Origin of the sequence: Arthrobacter sp. 8AJ, from assembly GCF_902506025.1 — a bacterium.
Classification (GTDB): domain Bacteria; phylum Actinomycetota; class Actinomycetes; order Actinomycetales; family Micrococcaceae; genus Arthrobacter.
Map to the genome: position 1 here is coordinate 4,091,172 of NZ_LR733289.1, position 21,407 is coordinate 4,112,578.

The 21,407-nt window shown below is 67.3% G+C and carries 20 protein-coding genes; 13 read left to right on the forward strand and 7 right to left on the reverse strand.

The features are described from left to right. Positions 1-113: 113 nt before the first annotated feature. The gene (locus BACI349Y_RS19030; protein WP_159634540.1) at positions 114-719 is read right to left on the reverse strand and encodes a malonic semialdehyde reductase; all 606 of its coding nucleotides are present in this window, start codon (positions 717-719) and stop codon (positions 114-116) included. 200 nt (positions 720-919) lie between these two features. On the opposite strand from BACI349Y_RS19030, the gene BACI349Y_RS19035 reads away from it, so the two are divergent. Next, on the forward strand, positions 920-2,272 hold the full coding sequence (locus BACI349Y_RS19035) for a uracil-xanthine permease family protein (protein ID WP_159634544.1): 1,353 nt from the start codon (positions 920-922) through the stop codon (positions 2,270-2,272). Continuing rightward, positions 2,269-2,712 carry a hypothetical protein gene (locus tag BACI349Y_RS19040; RefSeq protein WP_159634547.1) on the forward strand — a complete coding sequence of 148 codons (444 nt, stop codon included), beginning with the start codon at positions 2,269-2,271 and terminating at the stop codon, positions 2,710-2,712. Before BACI349Y_RS19035 ends, BACI349Y_RS19040 begins: the two co-directional genes overlap by 4 nt. Before the next feature lie 58 nt (positions 2,713-2,770). On the opposite strand, the gene BACI349Y_RS19045 is transcribed toward BACI349Y_RS19040, so the two are convergent. Together BACI349Y_RS19045 and BACI349Y_RS19050 are read right to left on the reverse strand one after the other, a co-directional pair. Continuing rightward, entirely contained in the window at positions 2,771-3,679 is a 909-nt protein-coding gene (locus BACI349Y_RS19045; protein WP_159634550.1) for an SGNH/GDSL hydrolase family protein, read from the reverse strand. Then, complete coding sequence (locus BACI349Y_RS19050; protein WP_159634553.1) at positions 3,676-4,560, reverse strand: GAF domain-containing protein; 885 nt, start codon at positions 4,558-4,560, stop codon at positions 3,676-3,678. Before BACI349Y_RS19050 ends, BACI349Y_RS19045 begins: the two co-directional genes overlap by 4 nt. 276 nt (positions 4,561-4,836) lie before the next feature. On the opposite strand from BACI349Y_RS19050, the gene treS reads away from it, so the two are divergent. Next, positions 4,837-7,116 (forward strand): maltose alpha-D-glucosyltransferase, encoded by a 2,280-nt coding sequence (treS, locus tag BACI349Y_RS19055; RefSeq protein ID WP_159634556.1) that lies wholly within the window; start codon positions 4,837-4,839, stop codon positions 7,114-7,116. A gap of 36 nt (positions 7,117-7,152) precedes the next feature. Here treS and BACI349Y_RS19060 read toward each other — a convergent pair whose 3' ends face one another. Further along, positions 7,153-8,370 (reverse strand): ROK family transcriptional regulator, encoded by a 1,218-nt coding sequence (locus BACI349Y_RS19060; RefSeq protein WP_159634559.1) that lies wholly within the window; start codon positions 8,368-8,370, stop codon positions 7,153-7,155. A gap of 195 nt (positions 8,371-8,565) precedes the next feature. On the opposite strand from BACI349Y_RS19060, the gene BACI349Y_RS19065 reads away from it, so the two are divergent. From BACI349Y_RS19065 to BACI349Y_RS19110, 10 genes are all read left to right on the forward strand, one after another. Continuing rightward, a complete protein-coding gene (locus tag BACI349Y_RS19065; protein WP_442858429.1) occupies positions 8,566-9,657 on the forward strand; it encodes a Gfo/Idh/MocA family protein in 1,092 nt (363 codons plus the stop codon). Beyond that, positions 9,654-10,475 carry a hypothetical protein gene (locus BACI349Y_RS19070; RefSeq protein ID WP_159634562.1) on the forward strand — a complete coding sequence of 274 codons (822 nt, stop codon included), beginning with the start codon at positions 9,654-9,656 and terminating at the stop codon, positions 10,473-10,475. The genes BACI349Y_RS19065 and BACI349Y_RS19070 overlap by 4 nt, the downstream gene beginning before the upstream one ends. 112 nt (positions 10,476-10,587) lie before the next feature. After that, positions 10,588-11,916, forward strand: a complete 1,329-nt coding sequence (locus BACI349Y_RS19075; RefSeq protein WP_159634565.1) for an ABC transporter substrate-binding protein — start codon at positions 10,588-10,590, stop codon at positions 11,914-11,916. Positions 11,917-11,928: 12 nt separating this feature from the next. Then, positions 11,929-12,891, forward strand: a complete 963-nt coding sequence (locus tag BACI349Y_RS19080) for a carbohydrate ABC transporter permease (RefSeq protein WP_159634568.1) — start codon at positions 11,929-11,931, stop codon at positions 12,889-12,891. Beyond that, on the forward strand, positions 12,891-13,781 hold the full coding sequence (locus BACI349Y_RS19085; RefSeq protein WP_159634571.1) for a carbohydrate ABC transporter permease: 891 nt from the start codon (positions 12,891-12,893) through the stop codon (positions 13,779-13,781). Before BACI349Y_RS19080 ends, BACI349Y_RS19085 begins: the two co-directional genes overlap by 1 nt. A gap of 42 nt (positions 13,782-13,823) precedes the next feature. Further along, positions 13,824-14,576 carry a sugar phosphate isomerase/epimerase family protein gene (locus tag BACI349Y_RS19090; protein ID WP_159634574.1) on the forward strand — a complete coding sequence of 251 codons (753 nt, stop codon included), beginning with the start codon at positions 13,824-13,826 and terminating at the stop codon, positions 14,574-14,576. Next, the gene (locus BACI349Y_RS19095) at positions 14,573-15,700 is read left to right on the forward strand and encodes a Gfo/Idh/MocA family protein (protein WP_159634577.1); all 1,128 of its coding nucleotides are present in this window, start codon (positions 14,573-14,575) and stop codon (positions 15,698-15,700) included. Before BACI349Y_RS19090 ends, BACI349Y_RS19095 begins: the two co-directional genes overlap by 4 nt. A 56-nt stretch (positions 15,701-15,756) precedes the next feature. After that, positions 15,757-16,935, forward strand: coding sequence for a Gfo/Idh/MocA family protein (locus tag BACI349Y_RS19100; RefSeq protein WP_159634580.1), 1,179 nt, complete (start codon positions 15,757-15,759; stop codon positions 16,933-16,935). A gap of 51 nt (positions 16,936-16,986) precedes the next feature. Then, positions 16,987-17,988: a sugar phosphate isomerase/epimerase family protein gene (locus tag BACI349Y_RS19105; RefSeq protein WP_159634583.1), complete on the forward strand. Its 1,002-nt coding sequence runs from the start codon at positions 16,987-16,989 to the stop codon at positions 17,986-17,988. An 8-nt stretch (positions 17,989-17,996) separates the two neighbouring features. Next, positions 17,997-18,884, forward strand: coding sequence for a TolB family protein (locus tag BACI349Y_RS19110; protein WP_159634586.1), 888 nt, complete (start codon positions 17,997-17,999; stop codon positions 18,882-18,884). A 14-nt stretch (positions 18,885-18,898) separates the two neighbouring features. On the opposite strand, the gene BACI349Y_RS19115 is transcribed toward BACI349Y_RS19110, so the two are convergent. From BACI349Y_RS19115 to BACI349Y_RS19125, 3 genes are all read right to left on the reverse strand, one after another. Beyond that, positions 18,899-19,777, reverse strand: a complete 879-nt coding sequence (locus tag BACI349Y_RS19115) for a glycosyltransferase (protein ID WP_159634589.1) — start codon at positions 19,775-19,777, stop codon at positions 18,899-18,901. 229 nt (positions 19,778-20,006) lie between these two features. Continuing rightward, entirely contained in the window at positions 20,007-20,363 is a 357-nt protein-coding gene (locus tag BACI349Y_RS19120; protein ID WP_159634592.1) for a hypothetical protein, read from the reverse strand. A gap of 90 nt (positions 20,364-20,453) precedes the next feature. Beyond that, positions 20,454-21,353: an SDR family oxidoreductase gene (locus BACI349Y_RS19125; protein WP_159634595.1), complete on the reverse strand. Its 900-nt coding sequence runs from the start codon at positions 21,351-21,353 to the stop codon at positions 20,454-20,456. Positions 21,354-21,407 lie beyond the last annotated feature (54 nt).

Here is a 21,407-nt window from a genome sequence, read left to right on the forward strand (position 1 = left end):
CTTAAAACCCAAACGCCCCATCATCTCCCGCCCTTAAACCCCCAACGCCCCATCAGTAGGTGATGGGGCGTTGGGGAAAAGGGGGGCAGGACGTGATGGCGCGTCGGGGAGGGTTAGACGGTGCGGACGGCCTCGCCGTAGGAGAACTTGGGCTTTGCCTCGCCCCAGGCTTCCTCACCGGGCTGGCCGATGTTGACCACCAGGAAGCTCTTCTGGTCGCCGGCCGGGAAAAAGGCGGCGTCGATCGCGGCGAAGTCTGCGCCCGTCATGGGGCCGGCGGCGAAGCCGAGCGAGCGGACGGCCAGGATGAAGTAACCGGCCTGCAGGTGGGCGTTGTTGTTGCCCGTGGCGGCGGCCAGGGCCGGATCGGCGTCGTACATGGCCTTGGGGGCGTTGTAGCCGGGGAGGAAGTTGTCCCACTTTCCTGCCCAGTCGGTGTCGTAGCTGAGGATGGCCACGAGCGGGGCGGAGGCCGTCTTGGCCTGGTTGCCGCGGGACAGGGCATCCACCAGGGTGGCGCGGGCCTCGGCCGAGCGGACGTAGGTGACGCGCAGCGGCTGGGAGTTGAACGCGGTGGGGCCGAACTTGGTGAGCTCGTAGATGGCCTGGGCCTGCTCCTCGGTCACCTCACCGGTGAACGAGTTGGCGGTGCGGGCCTGGGCAAAGATGGCGTCGACGGCTGCCGAATCGATAACCGCTTCTTCGTGGGCAATGGTCATTGGCTTACCTTTCGCTGCGCCGCCCGCCTGCCGGGGTGGCCTCTGTTGCTGTCCATAGTTGCAACTTCAAGTGCTTTCCTCCTCTTCCCGTGACGCCTGGTGACCTTGGCCACAGCAGGCCCCGGGAAATACTTGGCGGTATTCTGGACCGAGTTGATCTTCGCCCCTTCGCGGCACCCCCTTGAAAGGCATTCCTTCCCATGAGCATGCTCGGAATCAAATGGAAGCTGCACGGCACCGGCAAAACCATCAAGCCCGGCCAGGTGGTGGCCCCGGATGAGCGGCTGGCGTGGCCCCTGACCATCGGCGTGGGCATGCAGCACGTGGTGGCCATGTTCGGCGCCACCTTCCTGGTCCCCATCATCACCGGGATGCCGCCTGCCACCACCCTGTTCTTCTCCGGCATCGGGACGCTGCTGTTCCTGGTGATCACCAAGGGCCGGGTGCCCAGCTACCTGGGCTCAAGCTTTGCGTTCATCGCTCCCATTACCGCCTCGCAGGCGCAGTTCGGGATCCCCGGAGCCCTGGGCGGCGTGGTCCTCGCCGGCGCCACGCTGGCCCTGGTGGGTGCGGTGGTGCAGAAGTTCGGCGCCGGCTGGATCAACCGGCTAATGCCGCCCATCGTCACCGGCGCCATTGTGGCGCTGATCGGGCTGAACCTGGCCCCCGCCGCGAAGCAAAACTTCGACGCCGCCCCCATCACCGCCCTGGTCACGCTCGTCACCATCATCCTGGTCAGCGTCCTGTTCCGCGGAATCCTGGGCCGGCTCAGCATCCTGGTAGGCGTGGTGGTGGGCTACCTGGTGGCCATGCTCCGCGGCGAAGTGAAGTACGACAAGATGGACGCCGCAGCCTGGATCGGCCTGCCGCACTTCCAGACCCCCGAGTTCCATATCGGCGTGCTGGGCCTGTTCGTCCCCGTGGTTTTGGTGCTGGTGGCGGAGAACATCGGCCACGTGAAGTCGGTCGCCGCCATGACGGGCCAGAACCTCGACGGCGTCTCCGGACGGGCACTGATGGCGGACGGCGCCGCCACCGTCCTGGCCGGCTTCGGCGGCGGCTCGGGCACCACCACCTACGCGGAGAACATCGGTGTCATGGCTGCCACCAAGGTGTATTCGACGGCGGCCTACTGGGTTGCGGGCATGTTCGCCATCCTCCTCAGCTTCTCGCCGAAGTTCGGCGAACTGATTGCCACCGTTCCGGCCGGCGTGCTGGGCGGCGCGGCCACCATGCTGTACGGCATGATCGGCATCCTCGGCGTAAAGATCTGGGTGCAGAGCAAGGTGAACTTCTCCAACCCCGTCAACCTGACCACCGCCGCCGTCGCCCTGATCATCGGCATCGCCGACTACACCTGGACCATCGGGGACCTGAAGTTCACCGGCATTGCCCTGGGATCCGCTGCCGCACTGGTGATCTACCACGGCATGAAGGCCATCGCGAAGGCGCGTGGAACGGTGGCGGAGCCCGAAACGGAACAGGGCGTCCTGCCTCCCGCCGTGAAGTCGGCGCTGAACGCGGCAGCGAAGCGGGGCCCGCGGAAGCGTTGAGGCTGAATACAGCGGCAAACCACCGCCACGTCCAGCAGTCCGACCTGCCGCCGGAGCAGATCCACACCCTGGACCCGGTGCCCAAAGGCCGCCTGGCGGCCTGCGTCATCGCATTCCTTTTGGGCAGCTGGATGCTTGCAGTACCCGTGGCGCTCATTGACCAGCTCAAGGACGCTGCGGGCCCCGGGCCGGCCATTGTTTCCGGCATCGTCATCGCCCTTGGCGTGGCCACAGCCGGCCTCGGGGGTTTCCTGTTCTTCAACGCCAGGGACCGCCGGAGGCCGTGGTCCGTGGCGCTCATCGGCACCCTCGCTGCGTCTGTCATTGCCGCAGTAATGTCAGCAACCCAGCCCGCGTACGGGTTGCTGCTGGCTGCCCCAGCCATCGTGGCAGGGGTCCCCGCACTCATCGCGTTGGCCAGGGACGCCAGCAGGACCTGACGCCGGCACTGCCTGCCGGCGCCGGGCAGGAGTTCCACACGGCGCGCCGGACAGAGGGCTACGCTGCCTGCCCCTCCGGTGCGGGGCCGCCCGCCATTCCAGGATTCCGGCCTGCCACCGGGTGCCCGGGCGGGAATGGTCCCGGGCGGCCCAGGCCAAAGACGGGCGCCGGCTGGGGCCGCTTCGCCGCCAGGTCGTCGCCGTCGTGGTGGGGAAGCAGCCGTTTGAGCACCCACGGCACAAAGTACTGCCGCGCCCACACCAGGTCCTCGGCCCGGGCCTGTGTCCACCCATGGGCCGGAAGCGGCCGCGGCTGGAGCGGCTTGAGGGCGTGCGCTACCCCCAGGGCATTGAGGGTGGCCACGGCCACGGAGTGATGGCCCAGCGGGGACAGGTGCAGCCGGTCCGGGTCCCACATCAGTGCGTGCTGAAGCTCCGGCAGGCACCACAGGTCCACCATGATGGCGTGGTGCCGCGCGCCGATCCTGTGCAGGTGCTCGTTATATATCGCCACGCGTCCGCGGATCTTGCCGAAGACAGGAGTGTCGCCCCAGTCCGGACCTGCGTAGAGCAGCACCGTGGCATCGGTGCCTGACAGGATACCGACAGCTTCGTCGATCTTTTCCGCCAGCTTGTCCGGATCGCCGTGGCGGAACACGATGTCGTTACCGCCGCCGGACATGGCGATCAGGTCGGGTTTCAGTGCCAGGGCCGGCTCCAGCTGCACGTCGAGGATCTGCTGCAGAAGGAAGCCCCGGATCGCCAGGTTGGCGTAGGCGAAGTCCGGCTGGCTGTCGGCGAGTTCCTCGGCCACCCGGTCAGCCCAACCACGGAGGCCGCCCAGGCTGTTCGGCTCGGGATCGCCAATTCCTTCGGTGTAGGAGTCCCCCAGGGCAACGAACCGGTGCCAGGGATGTCTGTCCGGTCCTTCGGCGACGGAGCGCAGCTCCTGCTTCTCGATGGTCATGCCGTCCTCCCTTCCGCCGCCGGCGGGGGTTCCTTCCCCGCCGCAGCTTCCTTCCGGGGCGACTTTCCGGTTGGAAAGTCCCGCCCCGCCGCCGACGGGCGCGGAAGCTCCGCCACGCCGTCGTACGTTTCCTGCCGCCGCGCTGGAACCTGCCCGCCCCCGCGGTCCACGCCGCCGGGGGCCACAACGTTCAGTGCCGCGTCCCGCAAGTCCACTTCGTGGTGCACCGCCTGCGTCTGCAGGAACCGCAGTGCACCCTCGCGGGTGAGTCCGTATTCGTTCATGAGGCTGCGCACCGCCAGGTCCACCAGGATCAGGGAGCTTTGGACGACGGCGAGACCGGCCGTTGCCTCCGCCCGCTCCGCCGTGCGGACGACGACGCGCAGGGCCCGCGAAACCTGGTGTGCATAGCTTTGGCTCTGCACCAGGTCATCGCTGGTGAAGGAATGCGGGGCCGCTGCGTACAGGGTGATGGCAGCGCTCGTGGCGCCTTCGGTAAGGATGGGGACGGAAAGCAGGGACTGCACGCCATGGCCGGCGGCGGCGCTGGAATAACCGGGCCAGCGCCGGTCCCGGCCCAGGTCGGACAGCAGGACGAATTCCCCGGTGCGCACGGCTTCCATGACCGGCCCGTCGGCAAACGAGCATTGTTCGCGGTCGGCCTCGCGCGCCTGCTCCGTGCTGGCCGCGAGGGTACGTGCTTTGCCCAGGCGAAAGAGGGTGGCCGCCCAGCCGAGGCCGCGGCGCTCACCTTTGATACCCGTCATGAAGTCGCGGGTGACTTCCCAGAGGTAGTCTTCGACGTCTTTGCTGTCGAATACCGGCTCCGGGGTAACTGGAAGCGGTCCCCAGCCAACCTGCCCCGTGGGATCAGCGGCCATGCTCCAGCCCTGCTATCAGCGCTTCGGCCCACTGCAAAACCTTTGCTCTAAGAATACGACCCCTTTGAGGCGTTGGTGGGGGAAACGGGTAAAACAGGGGGTTTCGCGGGTTTAGGGAGGAGCGGCGCGCCGGTGTCCCTTCCGCAGGCTCGGCTGCGCAGTAGCATCGGGAGGGGGAACACCGAATACTCCCTGCTCGCTTGGGTACCTGACCTTGGGCAAGGGGTCTTGGGGCATCCATGCCAGCACTGAAACGAGCAACGGAAAGAGGAGCTTATGCGGGAGCCGGGCACCAGCGAGCGTACTTCAGAAGCGGATGCAGCCGCCGCGGGCAATGCGGAAGTGGAAGAGGGCGCTGCGGAGCCGTCACCGGACCTGGAGGTTACTTTCGACGAGCAGTTCTTCGCTGCCCGGCCCAAGGCGCTGCGGCCCATCGCGCGCCGGCGGCAGTTCGTGGGCAGCAGGCCGTCCTTCGAATTCGACGGACGGAACGCCGCGTATGTGGAGTGGCTGCGCAACCAGGCCATGCTCGGGGATGCGAATACGCTGGCACGGCAGCTGTCCGGCCAGGCCAGCATGTGGCAGAACTCGTATGCCCATCCCAACCCGCGGGCCGCCGTCGAACGCGCCTCCGTATGGTTCACCGCCTACCCGCTGTCCTTCATCACCCGGACCGGGCAGTCCTTCCTCTCCGCCCTGGGCGACCCCGAAATGTGGAAGGCTTTCCGCGAAATCGGAATCCGCGGGATCCACACCGGACCGGTGAAGCTCGCCGGCGGCATCAGCGGCTGGTCCCACACGCCCAGCGTTGACGGCCACTTTGACCGCATCAGCATGGCGATCGATCCGGTCTTCGGCACCGAAGAAGAGTTCCGCAGCATGTGCGAGGTCGCGGCTGAGCACGAGGGCACGGTGATCGATGACATCGTCCCCGGCCACACCGGCAAGGGCGCGGACTTCCGCCTGGCCGAGATGAACTTCCGGGACTACCCGGGGATCTACCACATGGTGGACATCCCGGAAGAGGACTGGAACCTGCTCCCGGACGTCCCGGAGGGGGCGGACTCGGTCAACCTCAGCCCCGACTCCGAGCAGGCCCTGCAGAAAGCCGGCTACATCATCGGCCGCCTGCAGCGGGTCATCTTCTACGAGCCCGGAGTCAAGGAGACCAACTGGAGCGCTACGCGGCCCATCGTGGACACCACCGGAAAGACCCGCCGCTGGGTCTACCTGCACTACTTCAAGGCCGGCCAGCCCTCCATCAACTGGCTTGACCCCACGTTCGCCGGCATGCGCCTGGTGGTGGGCGATGCCCTGCACTCGCTGGTGGACCTGGGCACGGGGGCGCTCCGCCTTGATGCCAACGGCTTCCTGGGCGTCGAGAAGAGCGCCGAGGAGCAGCCCGGCTGGTCCGAGGGGCATCCGCTGTCCGAGGCCGCCAACCAGCTCATCGGCTCCATGATCCGCAAGGTGGGCGGGTTCTCCTTCCAGGAGCTGAACCTGACCATTGACGACATCAAGGCAACGTCGGAGTCCGGCCCGGACCTTTCCTACGACTTCATCACCCGGCCGGCGTACCACTACGCCCTGGTCACGGCCGATACCGAGTTCCTGCGGCTGACCCTCCGGCTGTCCATGGAAATCGGGGTGGACCAGGCCTCACTGGTGCACGCACTCCAGAACCATGACGAACTCACCTACGAGCTGCTGCACTTCGCTGCCGGACACCGGGACGAGATGTTCGAGCTCAACGGTGAGGAACTCACCGGCGCCCAGCTGGCCGAGAATGTGCAGCAGACCCTGCGGGACCAGCTCACCGGGGAGAATGCGCCGTACAACGCCGTGTTCACCACCAACGGCATTGCCTGCACTACCGTCAGCTTCATCATGGCGGCCCTGGGAATCAAGGACCCGGCCACAGTAACCGCGGAGCAGGAGGCGCAGATCCGGGACGTCCACCTGCTGCTGGCCATGTACAACGCGCTCCAGCCCGGCGTCTTTGCCCTTTCCGGCTGGGACCTGACCGGCATCATGGCCCTGGACCGCAGCAGCGTCCGCGAACTCACGTCGCAGGGCGATACGCGCTGGATCAACCGGGGCGCGCACGACCTCATGGGGACCAGCCCGGACGCCACCAACTCCTCGGCCGGGATGCCGCGGGCCCGCAGCCTGTACGGATCCCTGCCGGACCAGTTGCAGGACCAGGACTCCTTCGCCCGCCGCCTCCAGCGGATCCTCGCCGTCCGGGAAGAAAACGGCATCGCCACGGGCACCCTGCTGGACGTCCCCGAGGTCTCCAACCGCGCCGCGCTGGTGCTGGTCAACCGGCTGAAGGACGGGGCCCTGCAGGTCACCGCGCTGAACTTCTCCGGGCAGGACATCGCCGGCAGCATCCAGTCCAACGAACTGCCGTCCGGCGCCAATGTCCAGGACCTGTTCAGCGGCGAAACCGTGGGGCAGGTGGATGACCTGCACAGCTTCTTCCTGGAGCTGCCCGCCTATGGCGGAACCGCGCTGCTCCTGACTGAGGCCCCGGAGCCCGAAGCGGAGGCGTAAGGCTGACCGCCAGGTGGCGCCGGGGATCCTCCGGCGTCACCCGGCGACGGCGCCGGCCAGGGTGGCTTCGATGATGGCGGGCGAGAGCACGTACTGGGTGACCAGCTGGCTTGCCCCCAGCACGCCAGCCTGGCTTCCGGCGCGGGAGACGCTGATGCGCAGGTGTGAGGTGGCCAGCGGGGGCGAGCGCCGGTACACCACTTCGCGGATGCCGGCCACCACGTGCTCCCCCGTCTCACCAAAGCTGCCGCCCACCACAATCACGGACGGATTGAGCAGGTTGACCACGGTGGCCAGGACCTCACCGATGTCCCGGCCTGCCTGGCGCAGCGCCTGGATGGCCTGCAGGTTGCCGTCTGCGGCGAGCCGGATCACGTCCGCGCCCCTCCCGACGTCCAGTCCGTGCTCCCGCAAGGAACGCGCGACGGCGGGACCTGACGCGAGTGCCTCCAGGCACCCGTAGTTTCCACAGGCGCAGAGGACATCCGCGCCCCGGGCCACCTGCACGTGCCCCAGGTCGCCCGCCGTGCCGTTGGCACCGCGTTGCAGCTCGCCGTTGCTGATGATGCCGGAGCCGATGCCGGTGGCCACCTTGACGAAGAAAAAGTTGTTGTGCTCCGGCCAGTGTGCGGACTGCTCCCCCAAGGCCATGATGTTCACGTCGTTGTCCACCAGCACGTGGACGGGCAGGGACCGCTGGACGTAGCTGACCACGTCGAACCCGTCCCAGCCCGGCATGATGGGCGGCTTCACCGGTTTGCCGGTGTCATGTTCCACGGGGCCGGGCAGTCCGATGCCGATTCCAGCAAGTTCTGCGACGCTGCGTCCCGCCGAAGCGAGGAGCTCCTTGCCCTGGGCCACCACCTGGTCCAGCACGGCCTCCGGACCGTCGGCCACCTGCTGCTCGAGCCGGTGTTCGGCTAGGATCTTCCCGCCGAGGTCGGTGACCGCGACGATGACGTGAGTGGCCCCCACGTCCACGGCCAGCACCAGGCGCGCTGCGGGGTTAAAGGCAAAGCGCGACGGCGGCCTGCCGCCGCTGGAGAGGGCTTCCCCTGCCGGGCCCACCAGGCCGGACAGCATGAGCGCATCGATCCGGGAGGCCACCGTGGAGCGGGCCAGCCCCGTGCTCAGGGCAAGTTCGGCGCGGGTGCGGGCCCTGCCGTCGCGGAGCAGCTGGAACAGGTCCCCGGCACGCGACAGGCTGCCGACATCGGAGTCTTTTCCGGCCTGCCTGCCCGTCGGTGAAGTCATGTCTAAGTCATAACACTGTTACTTACTGCTGTCACCACGCCAGAAGAATGACGCGCAACAAACAACTTTTGCTTGACGCGCGTCAAAAGTAGTTCTACGTTGTGACTCAAGGCACATTTGCGGTTCCGATGGCAACCATCCGCCGCACTGATCCCTCCGGTACTCCAGAGTCCGCTTACAAAGAGGTAGTTGAACTTGTCCCACATCGCAGCGCCAGCAGACCGGCCCCTGGGCGTCGGCATCCTCGGCGCCGGGCCCGTCACCCAGGCCATCCACCTCCCGGCACTGGCACGGCTCCGGGACACCCTGGAAGTACGGCACATCATGGACGTGGACCCGGCCGTGGCCTCTTCGGTGGCGGCCCGGGTCGGGGCTGCATCCAGCACCAGCCTGGAGGCCCTGCTGGGTGATCCAGGCGTGGAGATCGTGGCGATCTGCAGCCCCCACCAGTTCCACGCGGACCAGGTCATTGCCGCGTGCCGGGCCGGCAAGAAAGCCGTGCTCTGCGAGAAGCCCTTCGCCATGAACGGTGACGAGGCAGCCAGGATCGCCGAAGTCAGCGCCGCGACGGGGGTCCCGATCGTGGTGGGGGCCATGCATACATTCGACCCCGGCTGGCTCGCGGCGGAACAGAACTGGGGCGATCTTCCCGCACAGGCGCACACCATCCGTTCATCCATCGTCCTCCCGCCGAACGCCCGATTCGAAGACTTCGCCACCGAGATCATTACCCGCCCCACCACCGGCACGCCCGATTATTCGGACGTCGAGGTCATCAAGGCCATGATGCAGGGCGGCATCATGGGCCTGGCCATCCACGACCTGCCCCTGGTGCGGCGCTTCACCCCGGACTTCGATGAGATCGAGGTGCTCCAGGCGCGGCACGTCCGGCCGTTCGGTTACGCCGTCTCACTCAGGACCCCCACCCGCGTCATCGAACTGCGTGCCGTCATGAACAGCACCTGGAAGCCCGAGTGGACCTTCGAGGCCATCGGTGACGACTCCGCGCTGCGGATCGACTTCACGCCGTCCTACGTCCAGGCCGGCTCCGCCGTCGCCACGTTCTCCCGGGTCAGCGAAACCAGCACCTTCGGTCCGTACGGCCACAACGGCTACGAAGGCGAGTGGCGTGAACTGGCTGAACTGGCCCGCGGCACGCGCCCGGCCCCCTCCGCCCAGGCCCTGATCGACGACCTCACCTTCGCCCTGGCCATCTCCGCGGCCACGGTGCAGGACGTTGCAACAGGACACGCGGCCGCCACGGAAACGGCAGGAGCCACCGCATGAGCGCATACACAGTGACAGCAACGCCGCAGGCCGAAGAAGCAGGCGCGGTAGCCCTCGCAGTTGCCTCCCTGCCGGCGACCTTCGGCCCCGCGACGGAGGACCGGGCGGCTGACGTTGCGGTGATCGCCGGCGAAGCGGGCTGGACCACGGAAGCCGCCCGGGCCATCGACGCCGGGCCGCGCGGCATCCTGGTGGTGGATCCCGTCCCCGAGGAAACCACGCAGTTGGCGGACGCTGCCCGGGCAGCCGGTGCCGCCGTCGTCCTCGATCTCCACTGGGCTTCCAACCCCGCGTTGGTTAGCGGAAGCGGCGACCCTGACGCCCGCGACGCTGTTCGCAGCGCCGCGGGCACGGCATCGTTGCTGGACAGTATTGCCACGGCAGCCCCGGGCACGGACGTGCAGCGGCTCCTGGCCCGGCACCTCGCCGCCGTGCTCGCCGTCAGCGGACAGCTCCACGGCGTCAGGGTCCTCCGCAGCGGCACCACCGGGTACACCGCCACCGGCCTGCTGGCCAACGGCGCACCGTTCACCGCCCAGGGCGTACTCACCGCAGCCCGCCCGGCCGGCGTCGGGATCCACCTCTACACGGCCGACGGCGGCGTGGACGTCCAGGTCCCGGATCCGGACGCCGCGTGGCCCGCCGAAGTCAGGGTCACCGGGGCCCACGGCCAACTTTTGCTTCCCACCCTGTACGAATCCGCCCACCGGGCGGCGTGGCGGCGGCTGAAGACCCATCTCAGCGCCGGCACGCTGCCGGACGACCTGGCCGGGTTTGCCCGGCTGACCGACCTCTACGCAACCCTCGCTGCCACGTAACCAGCCCACCGATACGCAACCGAACCAGCAGTCCAGTCCCACCTCCACTCTCAACGATGAGCAGGACCGCACCAACGGCGCACAGCGCAAGACGGTCCCGAAAGGACACATCATGAACGCAACTCCCGAACAGCGCCGTTCCTTTTCCCGGCGCGGCTTCCTGGGCCTGACGGCTGCCGCAGCCTCCGTACCCCTGCTCGCCGCCTGCGGCGGCGGCTCGGCATCGCAGGGAGGCGGCGGGGGCGGGGCCGGCGGCACCGTGAAGTTCTGGGACATGCCCTGGGCAACACCGGCCTACAACGATGCCGCCAAGGGCATCGCGGAAGGTTTCTCCGGTGCCAATGGCGCCAAGGCGAGCTACCAGATCATCCAGTGGAACAACTTCTACCAGACCTTCTCCTCCGCGATTGCCTCCAAGACGGGCCCGGCTGTGTCCACGGGCGGCGGCTTCCAGGCGTTCCAGTTCGAGCAGCAGGGCCAGATCGCCTACGCGGACAAGGTGATCGAGAAGCTGAAGGCCAACGGCCAGTTCGATGACTTCCTGCCCGGCGTGCTGGACCCCTTCAAGTCGGACAAGGGCTACGTGGCGGTCCCGTGGCAGCTGGACATGCGCGTCTTCTGGTACCGCAAGTCCCTGTTCGAGAAAGCCAACGTTGCGCTGCCCACGGACTGGCCGTCTCTGCTGGAAGCAGGCAAGGCACTGAAGAAGGTGGGCGCGTTCGGCTTCACCACCGGCGCAGGCGCAGGGAACAACTACGCCAACCACTCCATGATCATGATGATGGTCAACAACGGCGGCGGCGTCTGGAACAAGGACGGCGAGCTGGACCTGATGAATGACCGCAACGTCGAGGCCATGGAATTCGTCCTGGAGCTCGTCTCCAACGGCATCGTCGACCCGGCCGCGGTCAGCTACACCACGGACAATATGTCCGCCCAGTGGAAAGACGGCAAGGCCGGCTACGGCCTGTTCCAGGTGAACGTCCCGCAGCGCGTGGGCGACACCTCCGGCGACCTGCTGGTGGCTGACCCCATCAAGGGCCCGCACGGGGACAAGGCCACCATCGTCTTCCCGAACAACATCATGATGTACACCAACACCCCGTCGCAGGAAGCCTCGGAGGAGTTCCTGGTGTACTATCTGGGCCAGCTCAAGCAGCTGTGGCAGAAGAAGCTGATGTCCGCCCTGCCGGTCTTCAAGTCGATCACGGAGATCCCCGAGTTCGCCAACGACCCCAACAACGTCAAGATCGTCAAGGACTGGCAGCCTATTGCCAAGACCTTCGCCGCCCAGGGCAGCCGGCTCAATGCGAACCTGGCGGCCCTTGACGGCGGCCAGGCACTGAACCAGTTCAGCCAGACCATCATCACCGGCAAGGCCGACGCCAAGACTGCCCTGCAGACCTTCCAGTCCGGCCTCGAGTCGGTCCTGAAGAAGTAGGACCGAGCGCCCATGTCCAGCACCACCACCCAGTCCGGCCTAAGCCGGGCCCGCCGCGGGCTTGCCCCCGGCGGGTCCGGGGCCGTCCCCGGAAAACGCAAGAGCAAGCTCTCCGCGCAGGCCACCAGGACGTTCTTCTGGCTCCTGCTCCCCTCCGTGGTCCTCCTTGTCCTGATCCACGGCTACCCGCTGATCTACGCCGCCATCCAGGCGACGCACGACGGAGACCTGCTCCAGACCGGCAACTTCGTGGCGGGCCAGAACTTCGCCACCGTCCTGACCTCGCCGGCGTTCTGGAAAGCTGCCCAGTTCACGCTGTGGTTCACCATCGTGGGCGTCTTCGGGTCCTGGCTGGTGGGGCTGGGCCTGGCCCTGCTCCTGCGCACCAAGATCCCCGGCGGCGGCACTTTCAAGGTCCTGCTGCTCCTGCCCTGGGTGGTGCCCATCGTGGTGTCCTCCACTGCCTGGAACTGGCTGGTGGCCACCCCGGACAGCCTGATCCCGTCGCTGTTCCGGAACCTGGGCATGGGCACGCCACTCTTTCTGGCCGATCCCACCCTGGCCTCCATCACCGTGATGGTGTTCAAGGTCTGGGTCAGCTTCCCGTTCATGATGATGATGATCTCGGCCGCCCTGGCTTCGGTGGACACCACCGTTTATGAGGCAGCCAGCATGGATGGCGCCAGCCGCTGGCAGCAGTTCACCCAGATCACCCTGCCGTTGATCGCCCGCTCCACGTACATCAGCTGGATCCTGATGACCATCTTCTGCGTCAACGACTTTCCCACCATCTACCTGCTCACCGGCGGCGGACCGGTCAACGCCACCACCTCCCTGGTGGTCCTGGCCTACCGGACCGTGTTCCAGGACTTCGCCACCGGCCCCGGCGTGGCCATCGCCTTCCTCATGACGATGACCCTGGTGGTCATCTCGGTCATCCTGTACCGCCAGATCCGAAAGTCGAGCGTCGAATAATGAGCGCAGTCCTCCACGCCCATCCCGAATCCGGCCCCGCGCTCGGCATCGACGCCGGCAAGCGGCGCAGGGTCCTCTCCGAAGCGGGCCAGCGCGGCCGCTGGTGGCGCTTCGCCGCAATCCTCATCATCACGGGGATCGTGCTGGTGCCCATCATGGTCACCGTGCTGCTGGCCTTCACACCCGGACCCAACAGCACTGCGACCGGCCTGACGTTCGAGAACCTCGGCAACGTCTTCTCCAAGACCCTGGCCGCCACCTGGCTGAAGAACAGCCTGGTCACCACCCTGTCCACCGTGGTGGTCTCCGTGGCTGTTGCCGCCCCTGCCGGCTACGTCCTCTCCCGCGGCCGCAGCAAGGCGGTGTCCGGGTACTCGCTGCTGCTGTTCGTCATGCAGTCGCTGCCCATCATCACTTCCGTGGTGCCGCTGTTCATCCTGTTCGCCGGCATGGGCCTGGTGGACAACCTCCTGGGCCTGACCATCATCTACGTCGGTTCCACCATGACCGTGGCCACCTGGATGATGGCCGCCTACTTCGACTCCATCCCCATCAGCCTCGAGGAAGCATCCTGGATCGACGGGTGCTCCGTGTTCGGCTCGTTCACCAAGGTGGTCCTCCGGAACTCCCTTCCCGGCGTTCTCTCCACCGCGATCTTCGCCTTCCTCCTGGCCTGGAACGACTACCTCGTAGCCATTGTGTTCCTGCGCTCGAACGAAATCTTCACCCTTCCCATGGGCGTGCAGTCCTTCTTCCAGCAGAACGCCACGGACTGGACATCCGTCATGGCCCTGGCCGTGGTCATGATGCTCCCGCCCGTCATCGTCTTCGCCACGCTGAACAAATACTTCAGCGTCGGCGGCATCGGCGGCTCGCTCGCCGGCCGCTGACCCCAGTCCACTTCGATTCACAACAGAACGCTAAGGAAACCCATGTCCTACTCACTTCAGCTCTACACCCTGCGCAACGCGATCGCGGAGGACCTCCCGGGCACTATCCGGAAAGTCGCCGAAATCGGCTACACCCAGGTTGAGCCCTACAACTTCGTGGCCACTGCCAAGGAACTCGGCGCCGCCCTGAAGGAAAACGGCCTCACCGCGCCGTCCGGCCACGCGCCCCTGATGAGCCAGGACCAGGACGAAATCTTCGCCGCCGCGAAGGAACTGGGCATCACCACGGTCATCGATCCGTTCCTGCCCGCCGAGCACTGGCAGAAGGCGGAGGACATCCAGGCGACCGCCGCCAAGCTCAACGCCGCGGCGAAGAAGGGCGCCGGGTACGGCATCCGGGTTGGCTACCACAACCACGCCTGGGAGCTGGAGTCCACCATCGAGGGCCGCACCGCCCTGGAGTACTTCGAGTCCCTGCTGGACCCGGAACTGGTCCTCGAAGTGGACACCTACTGGGTGGCCGTCGGCGGCCAGGACCCGATCGACATCCTCACCAAGCTCGGTGGCCGCGTGAAGTTCATCCACATCAAGGATGGCCCGCTGAACAAGGACAACAAGGCCCAGCGTCCGGCCGGCCAGGGCAAGGTCCCGGTCATGGACGTCATCGCCGCCGCGCAGTCCCTCGAGGTAGGCGTGGTGGAGTTTGACGACTACGACGGCGACATCTTCGAGGGCATCGCCCAGAGCCTTGCCTTCCTGGAGAGCAACACCGCAGCCGAAGGAGCCAACGCATGAGCACCCCCGCAGGCACGCCGGCCCGCAGCGGCCCGGTGGGAGTCGGCGTCATCGGCGCCGGTGTGATCAGCAAGCAATACCTGGACAACCTCACGGCGTTCCCGGACCTCAAGGTCCATGTCATCGCCGACCTCTTCGAGGACGCCGCCGAAGCCCGCGCCAAGGAGTACGGCATCCCTGAGTGGGGAGGCGTGGACAAGGCCCTGAACCACCCCGACGTCGAAATCATCGTCAACCTCACCATCCCCGCAGCCCACGTGGAGGTGGCCACCGCAGCCGTCAACGCGGGCAAGCACGTCTGGACGGAGAAGCCGTTCTCCCTGGACCGCGAATCCGGCCTTGGCCTGCTCAAGACCGCCGACTCCGCCGGCATCAGGCTGGGCTGCGCGCCGGACACCTTCCTCGGCGCCGGTATCCAAACGGCGCTGCGCCTGATCCAGCGCGGCGACATCGGCACGCCGCTGACCGCAATGACCACGTTCCAGACCCCCGGCCCGGAGTCGTGGCATCCGAACCCGGCCTTCCTCTTCCAGCACGGCGCCGGCCCGCTGTTCGACATGGGCCCCTACTATCTGACCGCCCTGGTCCAGGCCTTCGGCTCCATCCGCAAGGTGGCCGCCGTCGGTTCCAAGGCCAAGGACGTGCGCGTGATCGGTTCGGGACCCAAGGCGGGCGAGGAGTTCACCGTCGAGGTGCCCACCCACGTCTCCGCCATGGCGCAGTTCGAATCCGGCGCCTCCTCGCACAGCGTCTTCTCCTTCGAATCCCCCCGGACCCGGATGGGTTTCGTGGAGATCACCGGAACGGAAGCCACCATTTCGCTGCCGGACCCCAACTACTTCACCGGAGACATCAAGCTCTGGCGTGCCGGCGACGAGGACTGGACCACGGTTCCCGCCACCGGGCCCGCCAACGGCCGCGGCATGGGCGTCCTGGACATGGCCCGCTCTCTCCGCGCCGGTGTGAAGCACCGTGCCACGGGTGAACTGGCGTACCACGTCCTGGACACGATGGTCTCGATCTCGGAGTCCGTCGATTCCGGCACGTTCGTGAACGTTGAAAGTTCAGCCCCGGCATCCCCCGCCCTCCCCGAGGACTGGGCGCCGGAAACCGCCACGCTCTGATCCAGCAAGTAATCCAGCACGTAGTCCAGCCAGCAGGAAGCACGCAGGAACGCACCATGACCGCACCCGCACACCCCTCCGAACCCCCGGCCTCCCGACCGGCTTCGCGCCCGCTGGGCGTGGCAGCCATCGGTTATGCCTTCATGGGCAAGGCCCACTCGAATGCGTGGCGGAATGTGGCCAGCTTCTTCGACGTCCCGGCCTTCGAGCAGAAAGTCCTCGTGGGCCGGGACGCTACCGCGGTCGCGGAGGCCGCGGAAAGGTATGGCTGGGCCGAATCGGCAACGGACTGGCGGACGGTGATCACCCGGGATGACATCGACGTCGTGGACATCTGCGCCCCGGGCTGGATGCACGCGGAGATCGCCATCGCCGCGCTGGAGGCAGGCAAGCACGTCCTGGTGGAAAAACCCCTGGCCAACACCCTGGCCGAAGCCGAACTCATGACCGCCGCCGCAGCCAAAGCCAGGGCCCGGGGCGTGCAGTCGATGATCGGGTTCAACTACCGCCGCGTCCCGGCCCTGGCCCTCGCGAAGGAACTGATCGCCGAAGGCCGGCTGGGCACCGTCCGGCACGTCCGGGCCGCGTACCTGCAGGACTGGCTCGCGGACGCCCAGGCACCCATGACCTGGCGGCTGCGGAAGGAAACCGCCGGGTCCGGTGCCCTGGGCGACATCGCCTCCCACGCAATCGACCAGGTCCTGTTCCTCCTCGGCGACCAGGTCACCGAGGTGTCCGGGCGGCTCAACACTTTCGTGGACCAGCGCCCCGGCAAGAACGGCACCGAGGACGTCACGGTCGACGACGCCGCCTGGGCCACGCTGTCCCTCACCTCCGGGGCCATCGCCTCAGTGGAGGTCTCCCGGGTGGCCACGGGACGGAAAAACAGCCTCCAGATCGAGATCTATGGGGACAAGGGCAGCCTCCTGTTCGACCTGGAAAACCTCAACGAACTCGGCTTCCTGGACGCCACCGCCCCGGTTCGGGAACAGGGCTTCCGCCGAATCCTGGTCAACGAACCCAGCCACCCCTACCTGGAAGCCTGGTGGCCGCAGGGCCACATCATCGGCTGGGAACACACCTTCACCCACCAAATCCGCGACTTCCTCACCGCCATCAAGGACGGAACCCAGCCCTCGCCGTCGTTCGAAGAAGGACTGAACGTCCAGCACATCCTGAACGCTGTGGAGGAATCCGCCGCCAACAAAAGCACCCTCACCGTCGTCCGCCACTAACGCCTGACCCGGCAGCGCCCGCCAGTCCAGCTTTAAGCCAAGGAGCCCCGAATGCCCCGCCCGTTCACCCTGTTCACCGGCCAGTGGGCCGACCTGCCCTTCGAAGAAGTCGCGAAGCTTGCTTCCGGCTGGGGCTACGACGGCCTGGAAATCGCCGTCTCCGGAGACCACCTGGACGCCTGGCGCTGGGATGAACCGGGCTACGTCGAGTCCAAACTGGCAATCCTGGACAAGTACAACCTCAAGGTCTGGGCCATCTCCAACCACCTCAAGGGCCAGGCCGTCTGCGATGACCCCATCGACTTCCGCCACCAGGCCATCGTCGGGTCCAAGGTCTGGGGCGACGGCGACCCCGAAGGCGTCCGCCAGCGCGCCGCCGAGGAAATGAAGCACACCGCCCGGCTCGCCAAAGCCCTCGGCGTGGACACCGTCGTCGGGTTCACCGGCTCCTCCATCTGGCAGTACGTCGCCATGTTCCCGCCCGTCCCGGAAAAAGTCATCGACGCCGGCTACCAGGACTTCGCCGACCGCTGGAACCCCATCCTGGACGTCTTTGACGAATGCGGGGTCCGGTTCGCCCACGAAGTCCACCCCTCCGAAATCGCCTACGACTACTGGACCACCGTCCGCACCCTTGAAGCCATCGGCCACCGCGAAGCGTTCGGCCTGAACTGGGACCCCTCCCACATGATGTGGCAGGGCATTGACCCCGTCTCCTTCATCTGGGATTTCAAGGACCGGGTCTACCACGTGGACTGCAAGGACACCAAGATCCGCCAAACCGGCCGCAACACCGTCCTGGGTTCCCACCTGCCCTGGGGCGACCCCCGCCGTGGCTGGGACTTCGTCTCCGCCGGCCGCGGCGACGTCCCCTGGGAAGCCTCGTTCCGCGCCCTCGCCGCCATTGGCTACACCGGCCCCATCAGCATCGAATGGGAAGACGCCGGCATGGACCGCCTCCACGGGGCCCCCGAAGCACTGGCAGCGCTCAAGAAGTACGATTTCCCAGCCTCCCAAACCAGCTTCGACGCCGCCTTCAGCAGCAAGGACTGATCCACGCCATGCGTGCCCTGCAGCCGGGCCAGCAGTGCGAGGTCTGGATTGCCTCGGCCGGCGGCGGGCTCGAACTGGCATACGCCACCGGGAATATGCTCCTGGAGGCACCTAACTGGACGCTCGATGGCCGCGCACTGATCCTGAACGGCGACGGCCTCCTGTGGAAACTGGACCTGGCGGACGGATCCCTTGCCGGGATCCGGCTGACGGGCCTCCCGGCGCTCAATAACGACCATGTCCTGGCCCCGGACGGCGACACCATCTTCCTGTCCGGGGAGGACGGACACATCTACCGGGCGCCCCTGGCGGGCGGACAGGCCACCAGGATCACGGACGACGACGGGTCCTTCCATTTCCTGCATGGCGTCAGTCCCGACGGCACGGAGCTCGCATATGTAGGGATTGAGGGCGGCGACTTCACACGGCCGGGGCGCCTGATGACCATAAAGTCCGACGGCGGTGCTGCCGCCAGGGTCGACGTCGGGCCCGGGCACTGCGACGGGCCCGAGTACTCGCCCGGCGGCGACTGGCTGTACCTCAATACGGAATCCTTCACCACCCTCCCCGGCCATGCCCAACTCGCCCGCGTCCGGACCGACGGAAGCCAGTTCGAGCGGCTGGTGGACAGCGCCTCCGTGGACTGGTTCCCGCACCTCTCCCCGGACGGCCGCCTGGCCGGCTACATCCGCTTCCCCGCCGGAACGCAAGGCCACCCGGCAGACCTGCCGGTCGACGTCGTCCTCGTCTCCACCACGGACTGGACCACCCCGCTCCACACCTGGCCGGTCTTCGGCGGCCAAGGCACCCTGAACGTCAACAGCTGGTCGCCGGCTTCAGACCGTTTCGCGTATGTGGCGTACCCCCTGTGGGGAGCAGCCGGGAGCGGAGCCTGAGGCCCTTACGCCTACTAGGGCGCCCCGGCGGAGTCCTGCCTGAGGACGACGTCGTGCGCCTCCACCCGCCGGTCCGTCACGGTGGTGGGCGCTTCAAGGTGGACCGCGCCGGACGGCAGGATTCCGGCCCCGCCGTACCGTTCCATCACCTGCCACTGGGCCACGACGTCCTCGCCGGCATGGTCTGCCGGAAGGCTGGTCCAAAAACGGAACCCGCCGGCGTCGTTCAACGCCTCCCTGCGGTACAGCACGCAGCCGCCCAGCCACGCCACGCGGTAGGGCACCCAGTCGCCAGGCTGCAGGGCCAGTTCGGCACTGAGATGGCTGAGGTTCGCGGCGTTGTGCAGCGGCCAGCGCTCGAATTCCGGGCTGCCCGGGCGGATGCGCTCCGGCGCCACCGGGCCCTCCCAGGCTGAGAAGGCCGCTGTTTGTTCAGGCCGGGGATCGTCCAGGAAGGACAACCCCTGCGGGGCCATGCCCACAAACCCGCATTGCAGCTCGGCGAGGGCCTGGCTCAGCCGTTCCAGGGCGCCGGGTTCCAGCCAAACGTCGTCGTCCAGGAACAGGCACTGCTCCGCGGTGGACTGGTCCAGCAGGAACTGCCGGTGTTCGGCCAGTCCCCGCCGTGGAAGGTGGCGCAGCAGCGTCACGGTCCGGCCCTGCGCCTCCAGCACCCGCACCATCGCTGCGGGTGCCGGATGTTCCCACGCGGGCTGCCCCGCTGACTGGTCGCTGATGACGACGGCGAACGCGGGTTCCTGCTGCGCTGCCAGTCCCGCAAGGGTGACGGCCAGCTCCGCCGGCCGGTTGCACGTGGGCACCAGGACATCCACCGCCACTTTGTCCGGCCGGTCCGGCTGCCGCGCCCACTGCTCCGAAGATCTCCTGCCCACAGGTCCACTTTCCTGGCGTCGAAATTGACGCCGGCGGGCAGGAGGGGACGCCTTCTGCTGCCTGCCGGCTGATGTGGTTTCGCGTGTTCCGTACCCAGCCGGACGGGATGTATGCCACTGCGGGGGACCGCCGGAATGGGGCCGTCAGGAGGAGCAGCGGGCACGGCAAAGGCCCCCGTTTCCGCTGCCGCTGCGGGCAGGGGAAACGGGGGCCACGGGCCAGGGTGACTTATCCGGCGTCGAAGCTTTCGTCGTCGTCGTTCGGCGACTTCTCCTGCGGAAGGTCGTTTCCGCTGCCGTCCGGAATGCCCGTGGCTTCCTGCCCGGACTCCGAGGAGACCGGCGCCGACCCCTTGGAGTCATCATTCGACTCGTCGATCTCCGCCGCGCTGGAGGGGAGGTCCATGTCGTGCGGGACCGGGTTCTGGCCCGTCCCGGACTGCGGTTCGTTGGTGTCAGCGCCGGCCGACGAAGCGCCGCCGGACTGCTGGCCGCCCTGGGTGCCGGCAGCCTCCTGCTCGGCGGTGGGGGTGCCGTAGCCGCCCGGGGCGGACTCGGGTTCAGCCTGCTGGTTTTCCTGCGTCATGCTTCCTCCTGTTGTGCGTTGCCGATGTTGCTGGTCTGTTGATACTGCCCGGGCGATACAACCCCGGTACTGCCTGGAGCGCGGCGCTCCCTAGAGCCCCTTGCCGCCGGTGACGGGCAGGACTGCGCCGGAGATGTAGGAGCCGTCCCCGGACGCAAGCAGTACGTAGGCTGCGGCGAGTTCGGCGGGTTGGCCCGCGCGCTCCAGCGGCGTGTCCTGGCCGAAGGACGGGAGCTTGTCCGGCCACTCGGTGGCGGGAATCAAGGGTGTCCAGATGGGGCCGGGGGCCACCGCGTTGACCCGGATCCCCTTCGGGCCGAGCTCCTGGGCCAAGGCCTTGGTGAAGGCCACCTGCGCCGCTTTGGTCATGGCGTAGTCGATGAGCTCCGGCGACGGGTTGAAGGCCTGGATGGAGGCCGTGGTGATGATCGAAGCCCCGGCCTTCAAGTGCGGCACGGCTGCCCGCGCCGACCACAGCAGTGAATAGAGGTTGGTGCGGAAGACCCGGTCGAACTCTTCGGTGGGAAGCGTCTCCAGGCTCTCCCGGTTCTTCTGGTAGGCCGCGTTCAGCACCAGGACGTCGAGCCGCCCGAATTCGGAAACGGTTTCCTCCACGATGCGGGTGCTGAACTCCTCTTCACGGCCGTCGCCCGGAAGAAGGAGGACCCGGCGCCCGGTTTTGCGGATCCACTCCGCGGTGTCCTGCGCGTCGTCTTCCTCTTCGGGCAGGTAGGAGATGGCGACGTCGGCCCCTTCGCGGGCGAACGCGATGGCTGCGGCCTTTCCGATGCCGGAGTCGCCGCCGGTGATGAGGGCGGCCTTGCCTTCGAGCTTGCCGTGTCCTTCGTAGCTGAGCTCCCCGTGGTCCGGCTTGGGGTCCATGGGTGCCGTGAGCCCGGGCTGCTTCTGTTCCTGCTCGGGAAAGGGGCCCGAGTGGTAGCCGCCGCGCGGATCCTGCGGCTGGTCTGTCTGCTTGTCCGTGTCGCTCATGTCCGCCTGCCTGCTGTCGGTTGACCTGTGTCGATAGAGAAGGGCTCCGCCGTG

Coding starts and splice junctions, on each gene's coding strand:
- BACI349Y_RS19030 (WP_159634540.1), bottom strand. CDS start 719: ATGACCATTGCCCACGAAGAAGCGGTTATCGATTCGGCAGCCGTCGAC.
- BACI349Y_RS19035 (WP_159634544.1), top strand. CDS start 920: ATGAGCATGCTCGGAATCAAATGGAAGCTGCACGGCACCGGCAAAACC.
- BACI349Y_RS19045 (WP_159634550.1), bottom strand. CDS start 3,679: ATGACCATCGAGAAGCAGGAGCTGCGCTCCGTCGCCGAAGGACCGGAC.
- BACI349Y_RS19050 (WP_159634553.1), bottom strand. CDS start 4,560: ATGGCCGCTGATCCCACGGGGCAGGTTGGCTGGGGACCGCTTCCAGTT.
- treS (WP_159634556.1), top strand. CDS start 4,837: ATGCGGGAGCCGGGCACCAGCGAGCGTACTTCAGAAGCGGATGCAGCC.
- BACI349Y_RS19060 (WP_159634559.1), bottom strand. CDS start 8,370: ATGACTTCACCGACGGGCAGGCAGGCCGGAAAAGACTCCGATGTCGGC.
- BACI349Y_RS19070 (WP_159634562.1), top strand. CDS start 9,654: ATGAGCGCATACACAGTGACAGCAACGCCGCAGGCCGAAGAAGCAGGC.
- BACI349Y_RS19075 (WP_159634565.1), top strand. CDS start 10,588: ATGAACGCAACTCCCGAACAGCGCCGTTCCTTTTCCCGGCGCGGCTTC.
- BACI349Y_RS19080 (WP_159634568.1), top strand. CDS start 11,929: ATGTCCAGCACCACCACCCAGTCCGGCCTAAGCCGGGCCCGCCGCGGG.
- BACI349Y_RS19085 (WP_159634571.1), top strand. CDS start 12,891: ATGAGCGCAGTCCTCCACGCCCATCCCGAATCCGGCCCCGCGCTCGGC.
- BACI349Y_RS19090 (WP_159634574.1), top strand. CDS start 13,824: ATGTCCTACTCACTTCAGCTCTACACCCTGCGCAACGCGATCGCGGAG.
- BACI349Y_RS19095 (WP_159634577.1), top strand. CDS start 14,573: ATGAGCACCCCCGCAGGCACGCCGGCCCGCAGCGGCCCGGTGGGAGTC.
- BACI349Y_RS19100 (WP_159634580.1), top strand. CDS start 15,757: ATGACCGCACCCGCACACCCCTCCGAACCCCCGGCCTCCCGACCGGCT.
- BACI349Y_RS19105 (WP_159634583.1), top strand. CDS start 16,987: ATGCCCCGCCCGTTCACCCTGTTCACCGGCCAGTGGGCCGACCTGCCC.
- BACI349Y_RS19110 (WP_159634586.1), top strand. CDS start 17,997: ATGCGTGCCCTGCAGCCGGGCCAGCAGTGCGAGGTCTGGATTGCCTCG.
- BACI349Y_RS19120 (WP_159634592.1), bottom strand. CDS start 20,363: ATGACGCAGGAAAACCAGCAGGCTGAACCCGAGTCCGCCCCGGGCGGC.
- BACI349Y_RS19125 (WP_159634595.1), bottom strand. CDS start 21,353: ATGAGCGACACGGACAAGCAGACAGACCAGCCGCAGGATCCGCGCGGC.